This window comes from Foetidibacter luteolus (genome assembly GCF_009650435.1).
Lineage (GTDB): Bacteria > Bacteroidota > Bacteroidia > Chitinophagales > Chitinophagaceae > Foetidibacter > Foetidibacter luteolus.
Genome location: NZ_VVIP01000043.1, coordinates 269601 through 290109 on the forward strand (window position 1 = coordinate 269601; position 20509 = coordinate 290109).

Consider the following 20509-nt stretch of genomic DNA (forward strand, 5'->3'; position numbering starts at 1 on the left):
ATACTGCTATCCTTCCGGATACTGCTACCATAACATTTGTTTAAGCCAACGATATGTTTAAAAAGCAACAACTTACCAAAACTGAATGCAGCCAAAGCATGCAGGCTATTAAAGATGCGCTGCAGGTATTAAGCGGCAAATGGAAACTGCCTATCATATTGGCCTTGTCTGACGGGCCGCTGCGCTTTAAAGAACTGCAGCGGGCGGTAAATAACATAACTCCCAAAATACTTTCCAAAGAATTAAAGGAGCTTGAATTAAATGAATTTGTAGAGCGTACCGTACATGCCACATCTCCCGTTACGGTTGAATACAACCTAACCCCTTATAGCGGCACATTGGAAAAGCTGATAGCTGAGTTGCAAAGCTGGGGTCTGCAGCACCGGCAGTATATATTTTCAAAGTCTAAAATGCGGAAAGCTGTAGAAGCTTGACTTGGTGTGGAGACCGATGTAAAAAAGTAGGTTCAACGTAATAATGCGCCCTACCCGGTTAAACAATTAAGAAACACTACATCAGGTGGCGAACGTAAAGCCATAAACCGGGTAACGCGGTGAAGCCTGATTGGCTGCCGGATTGAAGCGGAAAGCCCGCAGCCACGAGGTACGAGTGGCGAGGACTTGCAGCGGAAAGCCGGGACTGCAGTTATATTGAAATACTGTAACCGAAAGCCCCATATTTTTCCGCATAATTTTACGGGATGCCAGTTCGCATTTTTTAGATGAGCAAAAGCGCAAAATAAATTTTGCAAATTAGACCGAACGGTTTATTTTTGTTCTGTAAATGAAAAAAGCAGAAAAAACCAGGCAGTTTATTATTGAAAAGGCGGCGCCGATAATTAACCGTAAAGGGATGGCCGGCACCTCTATCAGTGATATTATGCAGGCCACTCAACTGGCCAAAGGTGGTGTATATGGCAACTTTGAAAGCAAAGAAGAAATTTGCGCCGCAGCCCTGGACTACCTGCTGAGTAAAACCTACAGCCAAATTTGCGCAAAGGTTGATGCAAAGGCCAGCTACAAAGAAAAGCTGTTTGCATTCCTGGATTTTTATAAAACCAGCGCAGGCCAGCAGGATAATTATGGCTGCCCCATGCTAAACTTTGGCGCAGAGGCAGACGATACCAACCCCGATATAAAGCTGCGGGTAAGCAAGGCCATCAGCGATACCGAGAACCTTGTTGCTACATTAGTGAACGAGGGCATAAAGGCCGGCGAATTTTTAACCGGCTTTAACGCGGCCCTTTTTTCCGTTAAAGCGCTTACTATGATAGAAGGCGGCTTGTGGGCCTCCAGGGTGCAGGCCAATAGCCATCATATAAAGCTTGTTACTGATTTACTAAAAAAAGAAATAGAGGATAACACAAAGTAATTTTTTTTGCCCAATAAAAGACCAATCGGTCTATTTTTTACAACATACAATTTCATAAAAACTAAACATCACAAAGTCATGAAAACGCAAAACAAAACAATTCTGATTACAGGCGGCGGTTCGGGTATTGGTTACTCTATTGCCAAAGCTTTTTCAGGAAAGGGAAACCAGCTTATACTGGTAGGCAGGAACGAAGAAAAGTTAAAAGAAGCTACAGCCCAAATAGCTGATGCCGCTTACATTGTGGCAGATGTTGCCAGCGAAAAAAATGTGCGGCAACTGGTGCAGCAGGTAACTTCAATTTACGGCGGGCTGGATATACTGGTTAACAACGCAGGTGTGGCTAAACAGCAATCACTGGTTGATAATGACAGCCTTTACAACAATGCGGTGTACGAAATAAATATTAACTACTTGTCAGTAGTGCGCCTTACAGACTTATTGCTGCCGTTGCTTAAAAACAGTAAAGAGGCGGCCATCGTAAACATTCAATCTATACTTTCCTATGCGCCCAATGCAACGCTGCCTACATACAGTGCTACGAAAGCTGCTTTACATTCCTATTCGCAGGCATTAAGGCTTACGCTGCAAAAAACAAACCCACAGGTAAAAGTGTTTGAAGTGTTTCCCCCGCTGGTTGATACACCGCTTACAAAAGATTATACTGCCAGCAAACTATCGCCAGACGAAGTTGCCAACGATATTATTGATGGCCTGGAAAACAACACGTATGCCATACGTAATGGCAGCACGAAAAACCTTTACCAGTTGTTCCTGCAATCGCCCGAAGCTGCATTAAACCTATTGAATGGCATAGAAGCGTAAACTTGCAGGTGCTGCACCGGTTATTTTTAATTTTTCGTCCGCGGCCTTCTGCAAAGCAGCACCCGTTAGTAAAGCAGGGTTGTGCTTCAGTCCACCAACCGTTAACGCAGCAAGGCCGCACCATTAAAAATGTACAAGGCGCAAATAAGGCCTTCACCAATCATAAGCGGTACAATAAACTGAATAAAGCGCATACGTAAAGAGCCTGCTGCATAACAAACCAGGTCAGTAGGTGTAAATGGCGTAAAAGACCACAGCAGTACAAACCACCACCCCAGCGGGCTATTCAGTTTCTGCTTTATACTCCCCGTTTTATTCGGGTATAATTTTTCAAAATAACCACAAAAACCAAGATACCCGGATGCATAAAATAAAAACGCTGACACAATAAAAATACTCGACAGGAAAACAATGAACAGCAGCAACGGTGTATGCTGAAAAAGATAAATACCGGCCAGCAAAAATGGAGTGGCAGGCACCAGGGTAAGCCCACGCAATACACATACAACAAAGTAAACGGCAAGTACATACCCGTTATAACGGGATACAAATGTGGCTATATTTTCTTTTGTAAGTATAGGTGCATACCACACGTACAATACAATGCAGGGTAACAAAAAAACAACCCAGGCAATGCGCAGGTTTCTTCTGCCTGTTTCAGAAATTGAAAAGCTATTTTTTGGCATAATAAACAAACGCGGGTGGAAAATTAAGCAGGGCAAAACCACAGCTTACTGAAAGGAATTTTTGCTTTAACAGCTTAATATCATTCAGAGAGTATTGAAACTGTATGTAATAACCTCCTGGCTTAAGCACTTTTTTGCAGGCGTTTAAAATTTTCATTTTCTGTTCAGCACAAATATTGGCCAGCGGCAGGCCGGATATAATGTAATCCGCCGATTGTTCCGCAGCATAATCCTGCAACTGCAATACGTTATCGTTAACACCGGTAAAGCGTTTATCCTGTACCTGCTGCAATCTTTCAAAAAGAGATTCATTTATTTCGAAAGACATGAGCGACGAACCGTACCCCATTTGTGCGAGGATATGCTTTGTAATACTACCTGTACCCGCTCCCAGCTCTACAATATGCACTGGTTTTTTAAAGTTGATGATACGCGTCATACGGCGGGAAAGCTGCGGTGAGCTTTCCATAACAGAGCCTGTTTGTTTAAGGTTGCCAAAAGCGGCTTTTAAGAATGTCAGCATAGTGTATAATTTATAGGGCAAAGAAATTTTTACAAGGTTACCCGGAGAAATAAAACCGACAGGCATGGCTTCACCGGCAACAGAAATTTCTTTGCGGCTACAAAACCACTGTTAAGCCGGCTTTAAAGCCCGTTGCCGCAAACAGGCCTCTTGTTGCCGGGAAGTTTATATTCGTCGTTAAAATTTTTCATTCGCCACCTGATGGCGATTTTTACAGCATGAATATTTTAGCCCTTGATTATTCTACAACAGACGGTAAAAAAAGAAGGGTGGTTTTACACCTGCTCTTCTGGCTGTTATTCTTTGCTGCGCAATATTATATCGGGCAGGTATCGTTTAACGACCTAAAGTTTACACAGGCAGCATATTTAAACCCTATAAGGGTAACCGTATGCCTTTTACTTATTTATTACCCGCTTGTGTACCTGGTTGTGCCACGCTTTTTTTTGCGTAAAAAATACCTTGCAGCCACTATTGCCAGCATAGTTCTTTTTGTAGTTTATGGCTGCATGGATGCCGCATGGGAGCTTGCCATACTGGAAGACTGCAGCCAATGCATGGATATACTGCAGCAAAAACAACCGGCGTACTATAGTTACCTGCAGCGAGGGTTTGAGAATGTAGCACTATCCCGCATTTTAAGCCTGGGCATTCTGTACCAGCTATTCATACTCCTTTCCTTGCCTGTTGGCTTAAAACTGGCCCTGGAATACTTCCGGCAAAGGCTGGCATCGCTACAACTTGAAAAAGAAAACAAAGAGCTGGAGTTTAATTTTCTAAAGGCCCAGGTTAACCCACATTTTTTGTTTAACACACTTAATAATATTTACGCCCTTATACTAAACGACCGCAAAGACGAATCCGCTGAAACTGTTGCAAGGCTTGCGAGCTTTATGCGCTATTCCCTTTACCAGGATGAAAATGGCAATACCATTGGTAAGGAAATACAGCTAATGAAAGATTATATTGAGCTGGAAAAAATAAGGCTGAACCAAACCATCATTAACTTTAATTACGAAGTAGATGATCCATCCCAGCCTTTTCCATCATTGCTGTTGATGCCTGTTCTTGAAAACGCATTTAAGTTTTGTATGGAGGAAGCGGGTAAGGATAGCTGGATACTGATACAGCTAAACCTTAAGCAAAAAAATTTGTACTGCCGTATATCCAACACCTGCATGCCCGGCAAGGTAAATGAGCCCGGGGGCATTGGGTTGCTAAATATTCAAAAACGGCTGAAGCATTATTATAACGGCGATTATACATTTGAAGCAAAAAAAGAGCATAGCAGCTTTACTGTTAATATGCACATAAAAACGGGCAGGCATGATTAACTGCATTATTGTGGATGATGAACCGCTGGCAAGGCAGGTGATAAAGCAGCACCTGCAACATTTTCCGGAGTGGGTGGCTGTTAAGGAATGCATCAATGCTGCCGAGGCATGGCAGGCCCTGCACGAATCTAATGTACAGGTTATGTTCCTTGATATACAGATGCAGGGCGTTAGCGGTGTGGAGTTTTTAAAGTCTCTTAAAAACCCGCCGGTAGTTGTGTTTACCACCGCTTATACGCATTATGCCGTTGAAGGCTTTAATCTGATGGCGGCAGATTACCTGCTTAAACCCATAACTTTCGACCGCTTTAAACAGGCCATCATTAAAGCACAGGAAAAGATAGCCGCACCGGTGGTAACCATACAGCAAAAGCTGCCGGATACAAAAACAGAAGCCCTCTCATCAGACCATATTTTTCTTAAGCTGGATAACAAATTGCTGCGCCTTAATTTCACAGAGCTGCTTTTCTTTGAAGCCCAGCGTGACTTTACCAAAGTTTTCCTGCAGGAAAAAAACATGCTCGTAAGCTTTCATCTTAAAATGCTGGAGGCCATGCTGCCACAGGAAAAGTTTATGCGCATACACCGTTCTTACATTATCAACAAAGCCAAAATATCCAGCATAGAAGGTAACCGGGTGTTTATTCAAAAACATGAAATACCCATTGGCAGCAATTACAAAGAAGAATTTTTTAAAAGCCTCGGCATATAAAGTTTACTGTGCTTTTGCGTGAAGACACGCATTAGGGAGAGAGTGTGTGCCAGTAAAATTTAGATACCGGCGTTCGGTTTTTCATGGGAGCTTCGTTGCGTCGCAATCACTTCATGGTCCCGTTCTTTGGGCGGCTTTTCAGACCCGTATATAATTGCTGCATGAAGACACCCACCAGGGAGGGATAATGATACTGTCAAAGCCGTCTTTCTCTTTCTAATGACAACTTACTACCTGCCGCTGCGGCCCGGGCAACATTGGGCTTACGTAAGGAATGTTAAGCCCCATGCCACGCAAAACAAACAATACGCCCACCAGGCCAATAACAAAAGGCAGTGTTTTACGTATGCGTTCACGGTAAGAAAGCCGTATCCTGTAACCATAATACGATAACAAAATCATGGCCGGCGCGGTGCCCACGCCAAACAACAGCATAAAAGCCACGGCACTCTTTACATTACCTGTTGACAATGCGCCAGCTACAGCAAAATAAACCATGCCACAGGGTAGGAGGCCATTGGCAACTCCAATAAGGAAGAAATGGAATGGGCCCGTTTTATGTATATGCCTGCTGATTATTTTTTGTACAGCTACATGCATTGTTCCAACAAACCGGTTGCCTGTAAAAACCCTGCCCACCGCCAGGTAAACAACAAAGCCCAACATGCCAATACCTGCCGCCACAGATAGCCAGCTTTGCAAACCGGCCAGGTAAAGCTGGCGGCCAGCCAACCCGAACAACAAACCCAACAGGCTGTAAGTGGTTATTCTGCCAGCATTGTACAACAATATTCCCGGCAATTTACGGGAAGGGTTTATGGCCTGCAATGGCAGCGTAAACGCTATGGCGCCGCACATGCCTACGCAGTGAAAACTACTTAACAACCCCAGCATTAATGCAGGTATCGTTTGTGCCCAGCTCATTGGGTACTTATTGTTATGCTCTGTTCGTAATAGTATGGGGTTTCCGCCTGGTACAAAGAAATTTTTACCAGGTAGCGAACCGGCGTTAGCTGAGATTTATTTATCTGCATATCTCCGTCGTTATTAAAGTCAGGTGGCAGTTTAACATCGTTGGCAGCATTTGCAGGGCAGTAAAAATGTACCTGGCCCTGCAGCGCCAAACCTTTTAAAGTTCCAGGCAAGCGAAGGTGTATAACGCCGGCACTTTCCTCAATTGTTACTGCGCCTGCTGTGCCGGCATTACGCAGGCCATTTATTCGTTCCTGGTAGCGCAGTTCTTCGTTATAATAGTCTTTAGACACCAGTTGAAAATCCTGGTGCATGCATTTGTAAACCAGCGTGCTCATAAGGGCGGCGAAACCCACAAATACTATTATTAATTTATTTCCCCAGTTCATGATGTTTTATTTTAAGTACATAATGATTGCCAATAAGTTTATCTTTTTAATAATCTCAGATGCAGATGGCAACCCTTTAATGTTGAAGCAAAAGTTTCCGGCGCCGAAGGCGGCAGGAACAACACTATATTGCGGGAAAAGCTGCGTAGCGAACTCAACAGTACAAGAGTGCGACGCAAGTAAAGCCCAACGATAGTTCCTGCTGCCGGGCCCATAAACCTTATTGCACCGGACCAAGAAAGTTCGTTTTTACGACAGACAACAGCTTATTCCCTTCGTATAACTCCAGTTGTATATTGGTCTTTCTTGCATGTATGGTATTTTTTGGAAGTACCACGAAAAATGAGCCGCTGCCCTGTGCCTCTTTAGCTATGCTGATTACCGGCTTGCCAATCATTTGCACCCTGCCCGGCCCGCGGAGCCTGATACTAAGCGGCAGGTGTTTTAATGTTTTGTTGGCAAATTTTATGTTGTAAAGGTTAGAGATGCTGTCCTGCCCCCGCTCCTGGAACAGCATGCCCGGTGTGCGGAAAACGGTGGCATCAATGTCTTTTCTTGTAATAATGAGCGTTGCCAGCAACCCTGCCGCTACAGTACACAGCAAGGTGTAAAACTTCATCCTGCTGCTATAGCGCAGTGGTTTACCCGTGGCAATGCTGTTCTCACTTGCATAACGCACCAGGCCTTTGGGCTTGCCTGTTTTTTCCATCACGGCATCGCAGGCATCTATGCAGGCCGTACAGCCAATACATTCCATTTGTACGCCATTGCGTATATCAATGCCCGTTGGGCAAACCCTTATGCACTGAGAGCAGTCAACGCAATCGCCAAAAACATTCTGCTCTTTTTTCTTTTTTATGCCACGTGGTTCGCCACGCTGGTAGTCGTAGGCTACTATCATGGAATTTTTATCCAGCAATACACTTTGCAGCCTGCCATAAGGGCAAACAGCGGTACATACCTGCTCTCTAAACAATGCGTACACGCCATAAAAAATGCCGCTGAAAATGAGTATGGCCATAAAACCTCCCACATGGCTGGAAACAGGCGCTGTGATAATTTTCTCCAGCTCCTGCATGCCAATGATATACGATAGAAAAAAGTTGGCGATGATAAAAGACAACACAAAAAATGCAATGTGCTTGGCTGTTTTTCGTAAAAACTTTTCCGTATTCCAGGGGGCTTTGTTGAGCATTTTTTGCTGGGCCGCGGTACCTTCTATCCAGTATTCCACCTTACGGAACATCATTTCCATAAAGTTGGTTTGCGGGCATGCCCACCCACAAAACAACCTGCCGAAAGCCGCAGTGAACAATACGATGAAGAGCACAAATGTTATCATGCCTACGCCGATGATAAAAAAATCCTGCGGAAGAAACAGTTTTCCAAAAATTACAAACCGGGCATGCGGAATATCGAACATAAAAAGTGGCCTGCCGTTAACATAAATAAACGGTAACCCGAAAAAGAGCAGGAAGTATAGAACACTCAGGTACGTTCTTACACGGTAAAACCGGCCTTTGGGCTGCCAGGCATATACCCAGTTGCGCTTACCGCTTTTGTCAACGCTGGCCAGCGTATCACGAAAAGCAGCGGCATCAATGCTTTCCTGGTATTTGTAAGTAGTGTTGGGCATGGTTAGCGTTTACTGATATCCACAGGTTTAACAGCAGGAGCGGCAGTGGTATCCGCAGCAGCATTCTCTTCTATGTACAGGTCTCCCTGGGGTTCTTTGGCTCCCGGCGGATGGGTGCCTTTGAGTGTGATGATGTAGTTGCTGATTTTTGCTATCTGCGCAGGGGAAAAATCATCCTGCCAGGCTTTCATCCCTTTCTCAGGATAGCCGTATTTGATGGTTTTAAATATGTCTTTTACGCCGCCCTTGTGCAGCCAGTAATCATCCGTAAGGTTGGGGCCTACAACGCCCTGGCCTTTATCTCCATGGCAGGGGGCGCAGTTACCAGTGAAAAGCTTATGGCCTTCTTCAACGTAAGCAGGGTCGGCATTAAGCGCAACGGTGTTTTCATCCACCTTATCCGCACTCTTTTTAAGAAAGGCTTCTTTTTGTTCGGCTGCTTTGGTTAAAGCAACCTGTAATTCTTCCGCCGGTAACTGGCCTGTGTGCGAAATATGAAAACGGTACACATACACCACGCCGAACAATATGGTAAGATAAAAACCATATACCCACCAGCGGGGCAAGCTGTTATCCAGTTCCTTTATGCCGTCATAATTATGGTTTAGCACCAGCGCTTCTTCTTCCCTGGCAGATTTAAAGTTGTTCATTTTTTGCCAGAGCTTTTTCCAGTCGAATTTCTTTTCAACCGCTGTTTCAGGCGTTGTTATCGCTTTTTCTTTTTTGACAAATAGGTTGATGTAATAAATCATTACCAGTATTACAACCAGTTCTGTTGCTATAACCCCTGCCAGTGCATAAAATGAAAAAACTGAAAGCCCGCCGATAGAAGTTACCGCCTGCGGAGCTGCTTCTGTTACTGTATTATCCTGGGCAAAAGCTGTTACAGATAAACCGCAGAAAAGCAGCAGGCTGAGTATTTTGGCAGCGCCGGCGGCTTTCTTTTTTTCTTCTTTCAGGCGTTGCATATACACTTCCGCCACGCCGGTAAGCACATGCGCCAGCGTAACAATGGCTATCAGCAACACGCCAGCAATAACCACCATTACAATAGCCAGCGTATTGTTCATTTCAGATGGCTTGCGGGGCCCTTCCGCAAAAACGTAAGAGCTGCCGAAGAGTAAGAAAACCACGATGACTGCCCTGTAAATTATTTTAGCAAAATATTTCATGATTATTGAACATGTTTAGGTTAACTGTTTCCGGTGTCGTTAAGCGGTATGTTGCTAAGGGTTTCTATCAGCTTTTTATCTGCTTTCCACGCCCACAAGGCCATTATGGTAAAAAAGAAGAAGAAGATTAAAAAGGCGCTCATGGCATATACATCCACACTGGTTATTTTCTCCAGGTAATTAATAAATTTCATAGCTGTTGTGTATTAAGGTTTACTTACGGTTTCGGGTACTTTAATATCTGTGCCCATTCTCTGCATGTAAGCTATCAGGGCTATAATTTCGCTATTGGCCGCTACGGGCAGCTTTTCTTTTTTAAGGCCTGCCTGTATTGCCTGCGCCTGAATTTTCATATCCCTGGTGGCCAGCTTATCATAGCCTTCAGGATAGGGCACACCCAGCTTCATCATAGCCCTTATTTTGGCGGGTGTAACAGCGCTGTCAACCACATCATCAAAAAGCCAGGGATAGGAAGGCATGATGGAACCCGGCGACATAATGCGGGGATCGAGCATGTGGTTATAATGCCAGCTATCCGGGTATTTGCCGCCTATGCGGGCAAGGTCTGGCCCGGTTCTTTTACTGCCCCACTGAAAAGGATGGTCATATACAAACTCACCTGCTTTGCTGTATTCGCCATAGCGTGCCACTTCATCCCTGAAGGGGCGTATCATTTGCGAGTGACAGGTATAGCAACCTTCCCGTACATAAATATCACGGCCCTCCAGTTCAAGGGGCGTGTAGGGTTTAACCGCCTCAATGGTGGGTACGTTGCTTTTTATTAAGAAAGTAGGAACCATTTCCAGTATGCCACCTATGGCAACGGCTATAAGGCTGAAGACCAGCATTTGCACAGGCCGCTTTTCAATCCAGCGGTGCCAGTGTTCTTTACCATGCGTTGCTACCACTTTGGGCAGGGGCGCTGCTTCGGCCGCTTCGTTGGCTACAAAGCTGCCGGCTTTTACAGTTTTATACAGGTTGTACACCATAATAAACACACCCACCAGGTAAATGCTTCCGCCTAGGCCACGCAGAGCGTAAAAAGGTTTCAGGTATTGCACTGTTTCCAAAAACTGGTATTTCAACTGGCCTTCTTCAGTAAAGGTTTTCCACATGGTGCTTTGTGTAAAGCCGGCCCAGTACATAGGCAGGGCGTACAGCAGTATGCCGATGGTTCCAATCCAGAAATGATTATTGGCCAGTTTTTTAGAATATAGCTGTGTATTAAAAATGCGCGGTATAATCCAGTACAAAACGCCAAAGGTTAAAAAGCCATTCCAGCCAAGGGCGCCAACGTGTACGTGTGCAATGGTCCAGTCAGTAAAGTGGGATATGGCGTTTACGTTTTTAAGGCTAAGCAGGGGGCCTTCAAAAGTGGCCATGCCATAAGCGGTAATAGCCACTACCATAAATTTAAGCACCGGGTTCTCCCGCACTTTATCCCATGCACCGCGCAGGGTAAAAAGGCCGTTAAGCATACCGCCCCAGCTTGGTGCAATCAGCATAACGCTGAATACAACGCCCAGGCTTTGCGCCCAGTCTGGCAGGGCTGTGTACAACAGGTGGTGCGGCCCGGCCCAGATGTAAATAAATATCAGCGACCAAAAGTGGATTATAGATAACCGGTAGCTGTAAACTGGCCTGTTGGCCGCTTTGGGTAAAAAGTAATACATTAACCCCAGGTAGGGGGTAGTTAAAAAGAAGGCCACCGCATTGTGGCCATACCACCATTGCACCAGCGCATCCTGCACACCCGCGTACCAGCTATAACTTTTTAAAAAGGTAACCGGCATTTCAAAAGAGTTTACTATGTGCAGCATGGCAACAGTAACCCAGGTGGCTATGTAAAACCAAATGGCCACATACAAATGGCTCTCCCGGCGCTTAATAATGGTGGCAAACATGTTGTACCCAAATACCAGCCAAACAAGGGTAATGGCAATGTCTATGGGCCATTCCAACTCCGCGTATTCCTTGCCTGTTGTAGCGCCCATCAGCAGGGTTATTGCTGCCGTTACAATAATCAGTTGCCAGCCCCAGAAATGCACACGGCTTAATATGTCGCTGTACATTCTTGTTTTGCACAACCGTTGCAGGCTGTAGTACACGCCCATAAAAATGCCGTTGCCCACAAAAGCAAAAATTACAGCATTGGTATGCACTGGCCGTACCCTGCCGAAAGTGGTAGGCGCATAATCAAAATTCAATGCGGGAAAATACAATTGAAGGGCTGCCAGCAAGCCGGCCAGCATACCTACAGCGCCCCAAAAAATGGTGGCATAAGCAAACAGTTGCACGGTTTTGTTATCGTAATAAAACCGTTGCGGCGCTATCGCTTTAAGCTGCTCTTCCTCGCTGATAAGTGTTTCGTTGGAATCCTGCGTTAACATTGGTTATTCTTTGTTTGTAGATGTAGGGGATGGTTTGTCGTCAAAAAGCATTCGCAGGGGCGGACTATCCTCATCATCATACTGGCCATGTTTTACGCTCCACAAGAATGCGCCAAGGAATAAGGCTGCTACGGTTATGCTTGCGGTAAGTAAGAGAAATACAACGCTCATGGTTATGGTAATGAGGTGTTAAAAGTATCGTTGGCTCCGGTGCTGTTTACTGACGCGGCTCAATGCCGGACATGATTATTATCATACTGTTACATCTATACAATACACTTGTTCGCTATTGATTATTTATTCTGAAATACAGGAAGATCATGGTACCAGCGAAATTTTTTCATGGCATCATCGTTGCGTCGCAATCCGTTTGTCGTTCTGTTCTTTGGGCGGCTTTTCAGACCCGTGTAGTACCGGAGTGATGAGACACGCACCAGGGAATGAGATAACATTAAACATAGGATTATTTGAAAAAGAGCAGGCTCTTACTATGTTCCTGAGGGACATGTTGTGGGTAGAAGAACCATCCACGTTCTATTATGTTCCGGAAGAACATTTTGTGCCCATCCCACAGATACAGGCACAAAGCGTTCCTCTGGAACGCAGGGTAACACACTGTAATGTTCTACCCACAAAGTGTTCCGCGGGAACACAGGATGCGCAATTCGCTTATTCTACCCAATCCTGGATTAAACAACCCCGAACAAGGACGCATAGCAGAGAAGCCTGCATTAGCCCAGGGCAGGCTGCTACAGCAACTGGTGAATAGAATTGTTGCAGTACAAGTGAGTGATCCCTAATCGTTCCTCTCGGGACATACGCAACCAAAGCCAAATAGCAGTACTGCAGCTAAGTACATCATACCGCCTCACAAGCTGCGAAGCAGGTTACCTGAGCTTTAATGCTTTGGCGGCCAACTGGCTTAAGCCAAAGGTTACCAGTAAAATACTAAGGCTGCTGGCTGGCATAAGTATGGCCGCTATTACCGGCGAAAGGTTGCCCTGCACCGCATAACTTATACCAACAATGTTATACAGTATAGAAACAACAAAACTGGCCAGAACAATACGTTGGTTTATTTTACAAAGCGTAATGAATTTTTGCAGCAATGGCAGCTTACCCGCTTCCAGTATGGCATCGCTGGCAGGGGTAAAATTGTTGCTGTTATCGGTAATGGCAATACCGGCGTTGGCCTGCTGCAAAGCACCGGCATCGTTAAGGCCGTCACCCGCCATTAGCACTTTTTTGCCCTGTTCCTGCAATAGTTCTATGGCAAGCAGTTTATCTGCCGGTTGCTGGTTAAAACGCAATACCGCATCGCTGCCCAGCAACTGGCGCAGGTATTGTTTTTCGCCTTCGTTATCGCCACTTAATATGGTTACCGGGTATTTATTTTTTAACAACGATAACAATTGCGGCACCTGTTGCCTATACTGGTTGCGAAACCTGAACAACCCCACCTGCCGGCCCTCAACAGCCAGGTAAACGGTAGTGGCAGCATCTGGCTGGGCATCATTCAACACAAAAGATTTTGAGCCCAGCATAATAAGGTCGCCATCTACAAAGCCTTCAATGCCTTTGCCTGCGGTTTCTTTAAAAGCCTGCACATTTACTATACTGCTAACACGTAAAAATTTAGCTATCGCTTTACTGGCAGGGTGTACTGACTGGGAGGCAAGCGCCGCTACCTTGTTTTTTAAAGCAGCGGTAAGCGGCTGGCCTTCATATTCTATGCTTTCGCTGCTGCCGGTGGTAAGCGTACCTGTTTTATCGAACACGATATGGTTGATGCCCGCGATAGATTCTATGGTTTGGGCATTGCGCAGGTAAAACCCGTTACGGCTTAGTATGCGCAATATGTTGCCATTGGTAAATGTGTTGCTCAGCAGCAGTGCGCAGGGGCAGGCAACAATCAGCACGGCGGTAACACTGCTCCATACTTTGTGTGTATCACCCTGTATAAACCAGTATAATGCGGCTACGGCCGCGATGGATAAAACTATCCAGGTAAACCACCTGCTTAAAAAATGAACAAAAGAGTTGTTGGCATCCTGTTTATCTTTTTCGGCTGTATCGCGGTTCCACAGGCGGGTTAAATAACTCTGTGCCACTTCCTTTATGACCAGCATTTCAATATTGCCGCCGGTTTGCCTGCCACCGGCGTAAATTATTTCACCCATTTCTTTCAGCACGGGGGTTGTTTCGCCGGTAACAAAACTGTAATCAATTAAAGCAGAGCCGCGGGTTAGAATGCCATCCGCAGGCACCAGTTCGCTGTTATGTATCAGCAGGGTATCATTAAGCTTTATCTCAGGCAGGCTAACCGGTTCTTCCTTACTATTGGCAAGGCGTGTAACCGCTACAGGAAAGTAAGCGGTATAATCCCTGTCAAAATTTAACTGCCCGTAAGTCTTGTCCTGCAATACGCGGCCTGCCAGCATAAAAAATACGATACCCGTCATACTGTCAAAGTAGCCGGCGCCGGCGCCAGTTACCACTTCGTACATGCTGCGTACAAACGTAACCAGTATGGCCAGCACAATAGGCGCATCTATGTTAAGAAAACGGTGCCGCAAGCTTTTATAAGCGCTTATGTAAAATTCTGAAGCGCTGTAAAAAACAACCGGCAGGCTAAGCAATACGTTCATTACACGAAAAAGCCCCGCCAGCGATGCTTCTTTGGCATCGATACCAAAGTATTCGGGAAAGCTAAGCAGCATAATATTGGCGAAGCAAAAACCGGCCACGCCCAGCTTGTATATTTTGGATTTATCAGCAACGGGTTTTTTACCCTTCATATCACCCAGGCTTATGTAGGGTTCGTAACCTATGCCGGCCAGCAGTTCAGCCGTTTTGCGCAATGATACTTTTTGGTGGTTGAATATGATTTCCACCTCTTTCCTGGTAAAGTTTACCTTGCTGCCGAGTATATGTTCGTTTAGTTTGTGCAGGTTTTCCAGCAGCCACAGGCAACTGCTGCAATGTATTTGCGGCAGGTAAAAACATACATGGGTTTGCACCGCATCTTTATAGGTGATAAGCGGCGTGGCAATTTTTTCATCATCCAAAAAAGCGAATTTACCCTCCCTTACCCGGTGTTTTTGCGAAGCGCCGGGATTAGCTGAAAGGTTGTAATACTCGCACAAATCATTTTCAGAAAGTATTTCGTACACCATTTTGCAGCCCTGGCAACAAAAGCTTTTATCATGGGCTTTTACGGGCTGCCTGCCGCAATCTTCACCGCAGTGAAAGCATTGTATGTTACTTGTTACTATTGCTGAAGCCATACTTGTGGTGATTAAGGTTTTGCGACATGCCCCAAGGGCTGTTGTTTTTTCTTTTGCTGTGTACAAAGCTGCCCGCAAAAAGGCAGCGTGCTGCACTGTCGGGTGAGGGATTGAAGCGGTTACCCCGCTGAAGCCATCGCAGCTCTGCCTTGTGGCGGAGTAATAGCGGAAAGCCCGACCCCTTGCGCAGCTTGGGGGCACCCCCAAACTCTTTCCAGACAGGGCAAAGCCCTGCTGAAAAAATGTATCAAACAAAAGCAAAACTATACCGCACCATAAACCATAACATGATAAATAACAATCCGGTATATGATTATCGTCAGCATTTTGACTGTGATGCGAGGTTATTTTCGGAAGATGAACAATAGCCTTTTGCCCGACATGCGGCTGGTAAAAAAATACAACACCCCGGTACCCAGGTACACCAGCTACCCCACTGTACCATATTGGAACGGGCAGGTTGATATTACTGCATGGCAGCAGCGGCTTACAAAGTCATTTTCCGCTTCTAACACGGTTAACGGCATTAGCCTGTATATACACCTGCCTTTTTGCGAGTCTCTCTGCACTTACTGTGGCTGCAATAAAAAAATAACCGCCAACCACCAGGTTGAAAGTGCTTACCTGCATGCTTTGGAAAAAGAGTGGAGCCTTTACCTGCGGTTATTGGGCAGTACGCCGGTGATACGGGAGCTGCACCTGGGCGGGGGCACCCCCACTTTTTTTAGCCCGGAAAACCTGGGCAGGTTAATGGAAATGCTGCTGGAAAAAAGCGCCATTCACCCTATGCATGAGTTTAGTGTGGAAGGGCACCCCAATAACACTACGTTAGCGCACCTGCAGGTATTGTACAAATATGGTTTTCGCCGCATAAGTTATGGCGTGCAGGACCTTGATGAAAAGGTGCAACAGGCTATTAACCGGGTACAGCCTTTCAGCAACGTGCAGCATGGGGTGCAAATTGCCAAAAAAGCTGGTTTTACTTCCGTAAACTTCGATTTGATTTATGGCCTGCCGCTACAAACACAACAAAGCATTGAAAACACTATGCGGCAGGTATTGCAGCTTAAGCCGGAACGCATTGCCTTTTACAGCTACGCACACATACCCTGGAAAAGCAGGGGCCAGCGACTTTTTGATGAAAGCCATTTGCCTGCCGCGGGGGAGAAATTGCAGTTATACTTAACCGGCAGGCAAATGTTGCTGGCCGGGGGTTACACCGATATTGGCATGGACCATTTTGCCCTTGCCGGCGATGCCTTGCATACCGCCTACCTTAACGGCCGTTTGCACCGCAATTTTATGGGCTATACCACCAGCCATACAGAAATGCTTATCGGGCTGGGTGTATCCGCCATCAGCGATTGCGGCATTGGCTATGCCCAAAACGAAAAGCAATTGCAGGATTATTACAGGCAGGTAAACAGCGGGCAGCTTGCCATTAAAAAGGGATACCTGCTTAACAGGGAGGATATTGCTTTGCGGCAATACATACTGGATATCATTTGCAAGGGGCGTACACAGTTTGCAGAAGATGATTTGCCTTTGCTTAATAAATACTGCTTTAACCACCTGGAAGCGCTTGCCGCGGATGGCCTTGTGCAGTATAACCAAACCGGGGCTGCTGTAACTGAGGCCGGGCATTATTTTCTCCGCAACATTTGCCGGGCTTTTGATGTAACGGCGGAACGGAACAGTTTGCAAAGCAATATTTTCAGCAAGGCCATATAGCCTGATGAAACTCATGCGGCATATTGACTGCCGTTGTGAGATGCGCATTAACCGCACACTACATTTGTTATGCTGCCGCTGTTTAGCGGATATAACAGGAACAACTTAAAGGAGTATGAGATGAAATTACTTATCAACGATAACACAACCACAGAAAAAATACAGGAAGTATTCGGCAGCCTGTACCCGTTTTTACGGATTATATTTTATGCCCAGGAAACAGCGCACCCGCAACGAAGGCTGGTAAACGGTAACGTAGCGCATTTGCTGGCACATGCAGAGGAATATTGCTTTGTAGATATAAGTGGCCACCGCACAGTTTCAGAAGTGGAAGCTGATTTTTTATCGCTGGGTTTGCAGGCGCAGATATTGCGCAAAAGCGGCTCCGTATGGATTGAAACCCTGCTTACACGTAACTGGCCGCTGGAAAGGCAAAACCACGAAGGCGAATTGCTGAGCGCCGCCCTGGCGCCGGTTAGCAGCAGAAAGTAATTTTTTACAAAACCTAATTATGTTTTTTTATAAGACTGTTTGAAGAACTTATGAATCTTCAAAATCCTGCAACACGCCGTTGTACAAAGCCTCTTGTTCCCAGGTTATACCATAAGGGGCGCCACCACTGGTATATCCAGCGATAAAAGCAAAGTTTTCATCGCATTCAATCTCTGAATCCGCTGGTTCCACGATGCTTTTTGCTTGCGCTTTCTCCTGTTTCTGCCTACCTCTTGCTGCCAGGCTTTGCCTAACCGCAGTCTCGTATTGTTCGGTTATTTCAATGCCCAGCATACGCAACTCCTTTATGGCACAAATAAGGTCAACACCAAATTTTTTGCTGTAGCCTTTTACAATATTTTTTCCGCTATATGTTGGCATCCATTTCATTGCCAGGTTCAATCTTTCTTTCCGCATACGTAATTTTCATTTTACCAGGCCGATCTGTGAAAAGGGCATACTTTATACTTCACAATCAATCACCCTTTAATACAACAGGTTACGCAGTTTGTTTTCATTAATCAACGTAATGGAGTGGCCATCTATGGCTATCAACTGCTCTGTTTTAAAGTCTGCCAAGGTGCGTATTAAAGATTCAGTTGCTATGCCAATGCTGTTGGCCAGGTTTTCCCTTGATAAGGTGAAGGAAGTTTTTTCCGCCCCGCCCTTCCTGAATTTTTCAGCCGCCTTTACCAGGCCATACGCCACTTTTTTTCTAAGGGAGTTGTAAGCGATATTTAAAAGCATTTCTTCTTTCTCCGCAATATTACGGCTAACCAGCTTAATAAACTGCCTGGCCACCTGGGTGTTGGCCGTAACCAGGTGTAAAAATTCTTCCCTTGGTATCAGCATCAGCCTTGCATCTTCCAGCACCTGGGCATTATCTGTGTAATTGGTTTCTTCCAGTATGGGCAGGTACCCCAAAAAATCGCCCGGGGCGTATATCTGCGTTATCAGCTCTTTGCCATCGGCATGGGTACGGTATCCTTTAATGCGGCCGCTCACTACATAATACACGGCCTTGGGCTTTTGGCCCTCACAGTACAATACTGTCTTTTTTGTATAATCGTACATCTCCCGCTCGTCAGACAGCAAGGGGTTTTTATTGGAAGATGCTTCAGACCTTATGCTTTTTAACTCATCCCCCGCAGAGTGAAAGCTTTGTTTCAATGCTTCTGTTTTCTTAAGCCTTATTTCAACGGCGTTCAGCAGCTCTATGCCATCAAAAGGTTTTGTTATATAGTCATCGGCGCCCATTTCCATACCCTTTCTAAAGTCTCCTTTTTCAGATTTTGCGGTTAGAAAAATAAACGGGATGGCATTTGTTTCAACCCGTTTGTTAAGCAGGTGTAATACGCCATAACCATCCAGTACAGGCATCATGATATCACAAACCACCAGGTCAGGCAACTCACGCAACGCCGTTTCCACACCTTCCTTTCCATTAGGGGCGGTAAAAACTTTGTAATTGGATAGTTCCAGTATCTCGGCAATATTTTCCCGCACTTCATCATTGTCTTCTATTACCAGTATCTTTTTCATGGTAAGGCGTTTATTTTTTGTGGTAGGTGTACGGTAAAAGAAGTTCCCTCATTCAGCTTACTTTCAACGGCTATGTTTCCATGCATCAATTCAAGATACTTGGTTATAATGTGCAGCCCAAGCCCGGTGCCCTGTATGTTAACGGCATTCTTTGCACGAAAGAAACGGCCGAACAAACGCTCCATATCATCTTCAGCAATACCAATGCCCTGGTCTTTTACAACAAGTGTAAAAAGCCTGGGTTGCAATATGGTTTTTACTTCAATCACGGCACCCTCGCCAGAAAACTTTATGGCGTTGGATAGCAGGTTGTTTAAAATATTTTTCAGCAGGTGCCTGTCAATTTCCACGCTGGCATGGCCCTCTTTTACAAATGTTACCTGCTGGTCTTTTTTAAGGCCCTGTTCCATTTCATGTATCGCATTCTGTATTTCTGCAAAAAGCTCTTCGGGCGTTAAAACCTGCATGGTGGCGGTAACCAATCCTTCTTCCAGCCTGCCCAGCGACAGAAAATCCTCCAGTATATTCTTCATATCGCTGACAGCCCCTTTTATGCGGCCGATATGCTTTTGCGTTTTGCCGCTTTCTTCACCTTGTGTATATTTTTCAAGCAGGTAGGTGGATGAAAGGATGGTGCTTAATGGCGTACGGAATTCATGGGAAGCCATGGTAACAAACCTTGATTTCAACTCTCCCAATTGCTTCTCTGTTTCCAGCGCTTCACTTAGCTCTTCCTTGGATTTTTCAAGGGCACTCATCGTTTCCCTGAGCATATTGGTACGGGCTTCTACCTTTTCTTCCAGCAAACTGTTAAGCTGCTTTATTTCCAGTGTAATTTTTTCCAGTTCGGCCTTCTGCTGCAGCACCAGTTGTTCCTGTTTTTTACGTATGGTAATATCTATGATAAAAGCTATAACAAACATTTGCCCCTGCAGCTCGTAATTGCTAAGGCTTATCTCCACCGGAAATTCAGTACCATCTTTACGTTGGGCAAACAGGTCACGCCCTTCACCCATTCTCCTGGGCGCAGGGTGTTGGTAATAAACATCCCGCTGCCTGTGGTGCCCGTGCTGAAAACGGTATGGCACCAGCATGTCAACCGTTTTGCCCTGTAGCTCCTGTACAGTGTAGCCAAATTGCTGCTCAGCATAGCTGTTGGCATTTACAATAATGCCATTGCGGTTGGTAACAATCATACCCAGCGTGGCATGATTGAACAACGCTTCAAACTGGTTGGCATTATCTGTATGTTCATGTTGCATGTTTATATGGAGGTTGAGCGTTAGCCGGAGGCGGCCATAAAAATACATTTGTATACCCAAAGGCTAAAGTATTTAAGGACGGTTTTTGCATATTGATGAACATCAGTTTTGCAGATGATTGCAATCACTGTAAAAGTGTTATAGCTGCGGGGATAATTTTTGCATTGCTTTATGTTGCAAAGTAC

General features: G+C 45.4%; 20 protein-coding genes. 7 read left to right on the forward strand and 13 right to left on the reverse strand.

Going from position 1 to position 20509, the window contains the following annotated elements:
* Positions 1 to 53 precede the first annotated feature (53 nt).
* From F0364_RS13730 to F0364_RS13740, 3 genes are all read left to right on the forward strand, one after another.
* Entirely contained in the window at positions 54 to 434 is a 381-nt protein-coding gene (locus tag F0364_RS13730) for a winged helix-turn-helix transcriptional regulator (RefSeq protein WP_153798356.1), read from the forward strand.
* Between the two features lie 349 nt (positions 435 to 783).
* Positions 784 to 1371, forward strand: coding sequence for a TetR/AcrR family transcriptional regulator (locus tag F0364_RS13735; RefSeq protein ID WP_153798357.1), 588 nt, complete (start codon positions 784 to 786; stop codon positions 1369 to 1371).
* A gap of 78 nt (positions 1372 to 1449) precedes the next feature.
* Entirely contained in the window at positions 1450 to 2196 is a 747-nt protein-coding gene (locus F0364_RS13740; RefSeq protein ID WP_153798358.1) for an SDR family oxidoreductase, read from the forward strand.
* A gap of 101 nt (positions 2197 to 2297) precedes the next feature.
* Here F0364_RS13740 and F0364_RS13745 read toward each other — a convergent pair whose 3' ends face one another.
* Positions 2298 to 2882 (reverse strand): VTT domain-containing protein, encoded by a 585-nt coding sequence (locus F0364_RS13745; protein WP_153798359.1) that lies wholly within the window; start codon positions 2880 to 2882, stop codon positions 2298 to 2300.
* Positions 2869 to 3405, reverse strand: coding sequence for a class I SAM-dependent methyltransferase (locus F0364_RS13750; protein ID WP_207632665.1), 537 nt, complete (start codon positions 3403 to 3405; stop codon positions 2869 to 2871). Before F0364_RS13750 ends, F0364_RS13745 begins: the two co-directional genes overlap by 14 nt.
* A 218-nt stretch (positions 3406 to 3623) precedes the next feature.
* On the opposite strand from F0364_RS13750, the gene F0364_RS13755 reads away from it, so the two are divergent.
* Both F0364_RS13755 and F0364_RS13760 read left to right on the forward strand, forming a co-directional pair.
* Positions 3624 to 4739 carry a sensor histidine kinase gene (locus F0364_RS13755; RefSeq protein WP_153798361.1) on the forward strand — a complete coding sequence of 372 codons (1116 nt, stop codon included), beginning with the start codon at positions 3624 to 3626 and terminating at the stop codon, positions 4737 to 4739.
* Positions 4732 to 5451, forward strand: a complete 720-nt coding sequence (locus F0364_RS13760) for a LytR/AlgR family response regulator transcription factor (protein ID WP_153798362.1) — start codon at positions 4732 to 4734, stop codon at positions 5449 to 5451. The genes F0364_RS13755 and F0364_RS13760 overlap by 8 nt, the downstream gene beginning before the upstream one ends.
* A gap of 216 nt (positions 5452 to 5667) precedes the next feature.
* Here F0364_RS13760 and F0364_RS13765 read toward each other — a convergent pair whose 3' ends face one another.
* From F0364_RS13765 to F0364_RS13800, 8 genes are all read right to left on the reverse strand, one after another.
* On the reverse strand, positions 5668 to 6375 hold the full coding sequence (locus F0364_RS13765; RefSeq protein ID WP_153798363.1) for a sulfite exporter TauE/SafE family protein: 708 nt from the start codon (positions 6373 to 6375) through the stop codon (positions 5668 to 5670).
* Positions 6372 to 6812 (reverse strand): FixH family protein, encoded by a 441-nt coding sequence (locus tag F0364_RS13770; RefSeq protein WP_153798364.1) that lies wholly within the window; start codon positions 6810 to 6812, stop codon positions 6372 to 6374. Before F0364_RS13770 ends, F0364_RS13765 begins: the two co-directional genes overlap by 4 nt.
* A 220-nt stretch (positions 6813 to 7032) precedes the next feature.
* Positions 7033 to 8448 (reverse strand): cytochrome c oxidase accessory protein CcoG, encoded by a 1416-nt coding sequence (ccoG, locus tag F0364_RS13775; protein ID WP_153798365.1) that lies wholly within the window; start codon positions 8446 to 8448, stop codon positions 7033 to 7035.
* 2 nt (positions 8449 to 8450) lie between these two features.
* Positions 8451 to 9620: a cbb3-type cytochrome c oxidase N-terminal domain-containing protein gene (locus F0364_RS13780; RefSeq protein ID WP_153798366.1), complete on the reverse strand. Its 1170-nt coding sequence runs from the start codon at positions 9618 to 9620 to the stop codon at positions 8451 to 8453.
* 20 nt (positions 9621 to 9640) lie between these two features.
* The gene (locus F0364_RS13785; RefSeq protein WP_153798367.1) at positions 9641 to 9814 is read right to left on the reverse strand and encodes a CcoQ/FixQ family Cbb3-type cytochrome c oxidase assembly chaperone; all 174 of its coding nucleotides are present in this window, start codon (positions 9812 to 9814) and stop codon (positions 9641 to 9643) included.
* A 12-nt stretch (positions 9815 to 9826) separates the two neighbouring features.
* The gene (gene ccoN / locus F0364_RS13790; protein ID WP_207632666.1) at positions 9827 to 12010 is read right to left on the reverse strand and encodes a cytochrome-c oxidase, cbb3-type subunit I; all 2184 of its coding nucleotides are present in this window, start codon (positions 12008 to 12010) and stop codon (positions 9827 to 9829) included.
* A gap of 3 nt (positions 12011 to 12013) precedes the next feature.
* A complete protein-coding gene (gene ccoS, locus F0364_RS13795; RefSeq protein ID WP_153798368.1) occupies positions 12014 to 12181 on the reverse strand; it encodes a cbb3-type cytochrome oxidase assembly protein CcoS in 168 nt (55 codons plus the stop codon).
* A 716-nt stretch (positions 12182 to 12897) separates the two neighbouring features.
* Positions 12898 to 15297: a heavy metal translocating P-type ATPase gene (locus F0364_RS13800; RefSeq protein ID WP_153798369.1), complete on the reverse strand. Its 2400-nt coding sequence runs from the start codon at positions 15295 to 15297 to the stop codon at positions 12898 to 12900.
* A 357-nt stretch (positions 15298 to 15654) separates the two neighbouring features.
* Here F0364_RS13800 and hemN point away from each other — a divergent pair, with 357 nt between their 5' ends.
* Positions 15655 to 17028, forward strand: a complete 1374-nt coding sequence (gene hemN / locus F0364_RS13805) for an oxygen-independent coproporphyrinogen III oxidase (protein ID WP_207632667.1) — start codon at positions 15655 to 15657, stop codon at positions 17026 to 17028.
* A gap of 120 nt (positions 17029 to 17148) precedes the next feature.
* A complete protein-coding gene (locus F0364_RS13810) occupies positions 17149 to 17520 on the forward strand; it encodes a hypothetical protein (protein ID WP_153798370.1) in 372 nt (123 codons plus the stop codon).
* A gap of 48 nt (positions 17521 to 17568) precedes the next feature.
* Here F0364_RS13810 and F0364_RS13815 read toward each other — a convergent pair whose 3' ends face one another.
* From F0364_RS13815 to F0364_RS13825, 3 genes are all read right to left on the reverse strand, one after another.
* On the reverse strand, positions 17569 to 17937 hold the full coding sequence (locus F0364_RS13815; protein ID WP_153798371.1) for a hypothetical protein: 369 nt from the start codon (positions 17935 to 17937) through the stop codon (positions 17569 to 17571).
* A 69-nt stretch (positions 17938 to 18006) separates the two neighbouring features.
* On the reverse strand, positions 18007 to 19062 hold the full coding sequence (locus F0364_RS13820; RefSeq protein ID WP_153798372.1) for a response regulator: 1056 nt from the start codon (positions 19060 to 19062) through the stop codon (positions 18007 to 18009).
* Entirely contained in the window at positions 19059 to 20324 is a 1266-nt protein-coding gene (locus tag F0364_RS13825) for a sensor histidine kinase (protein WP_153798373.1), read from the reverse strand. Before F0364_RS13825 ends, F0364_RS13820 begins: the two co-directional genes overlap by 4 nt.
* Between the last annotated feature and the right edge of the window lie 185 nt (positions 20325 to 20509).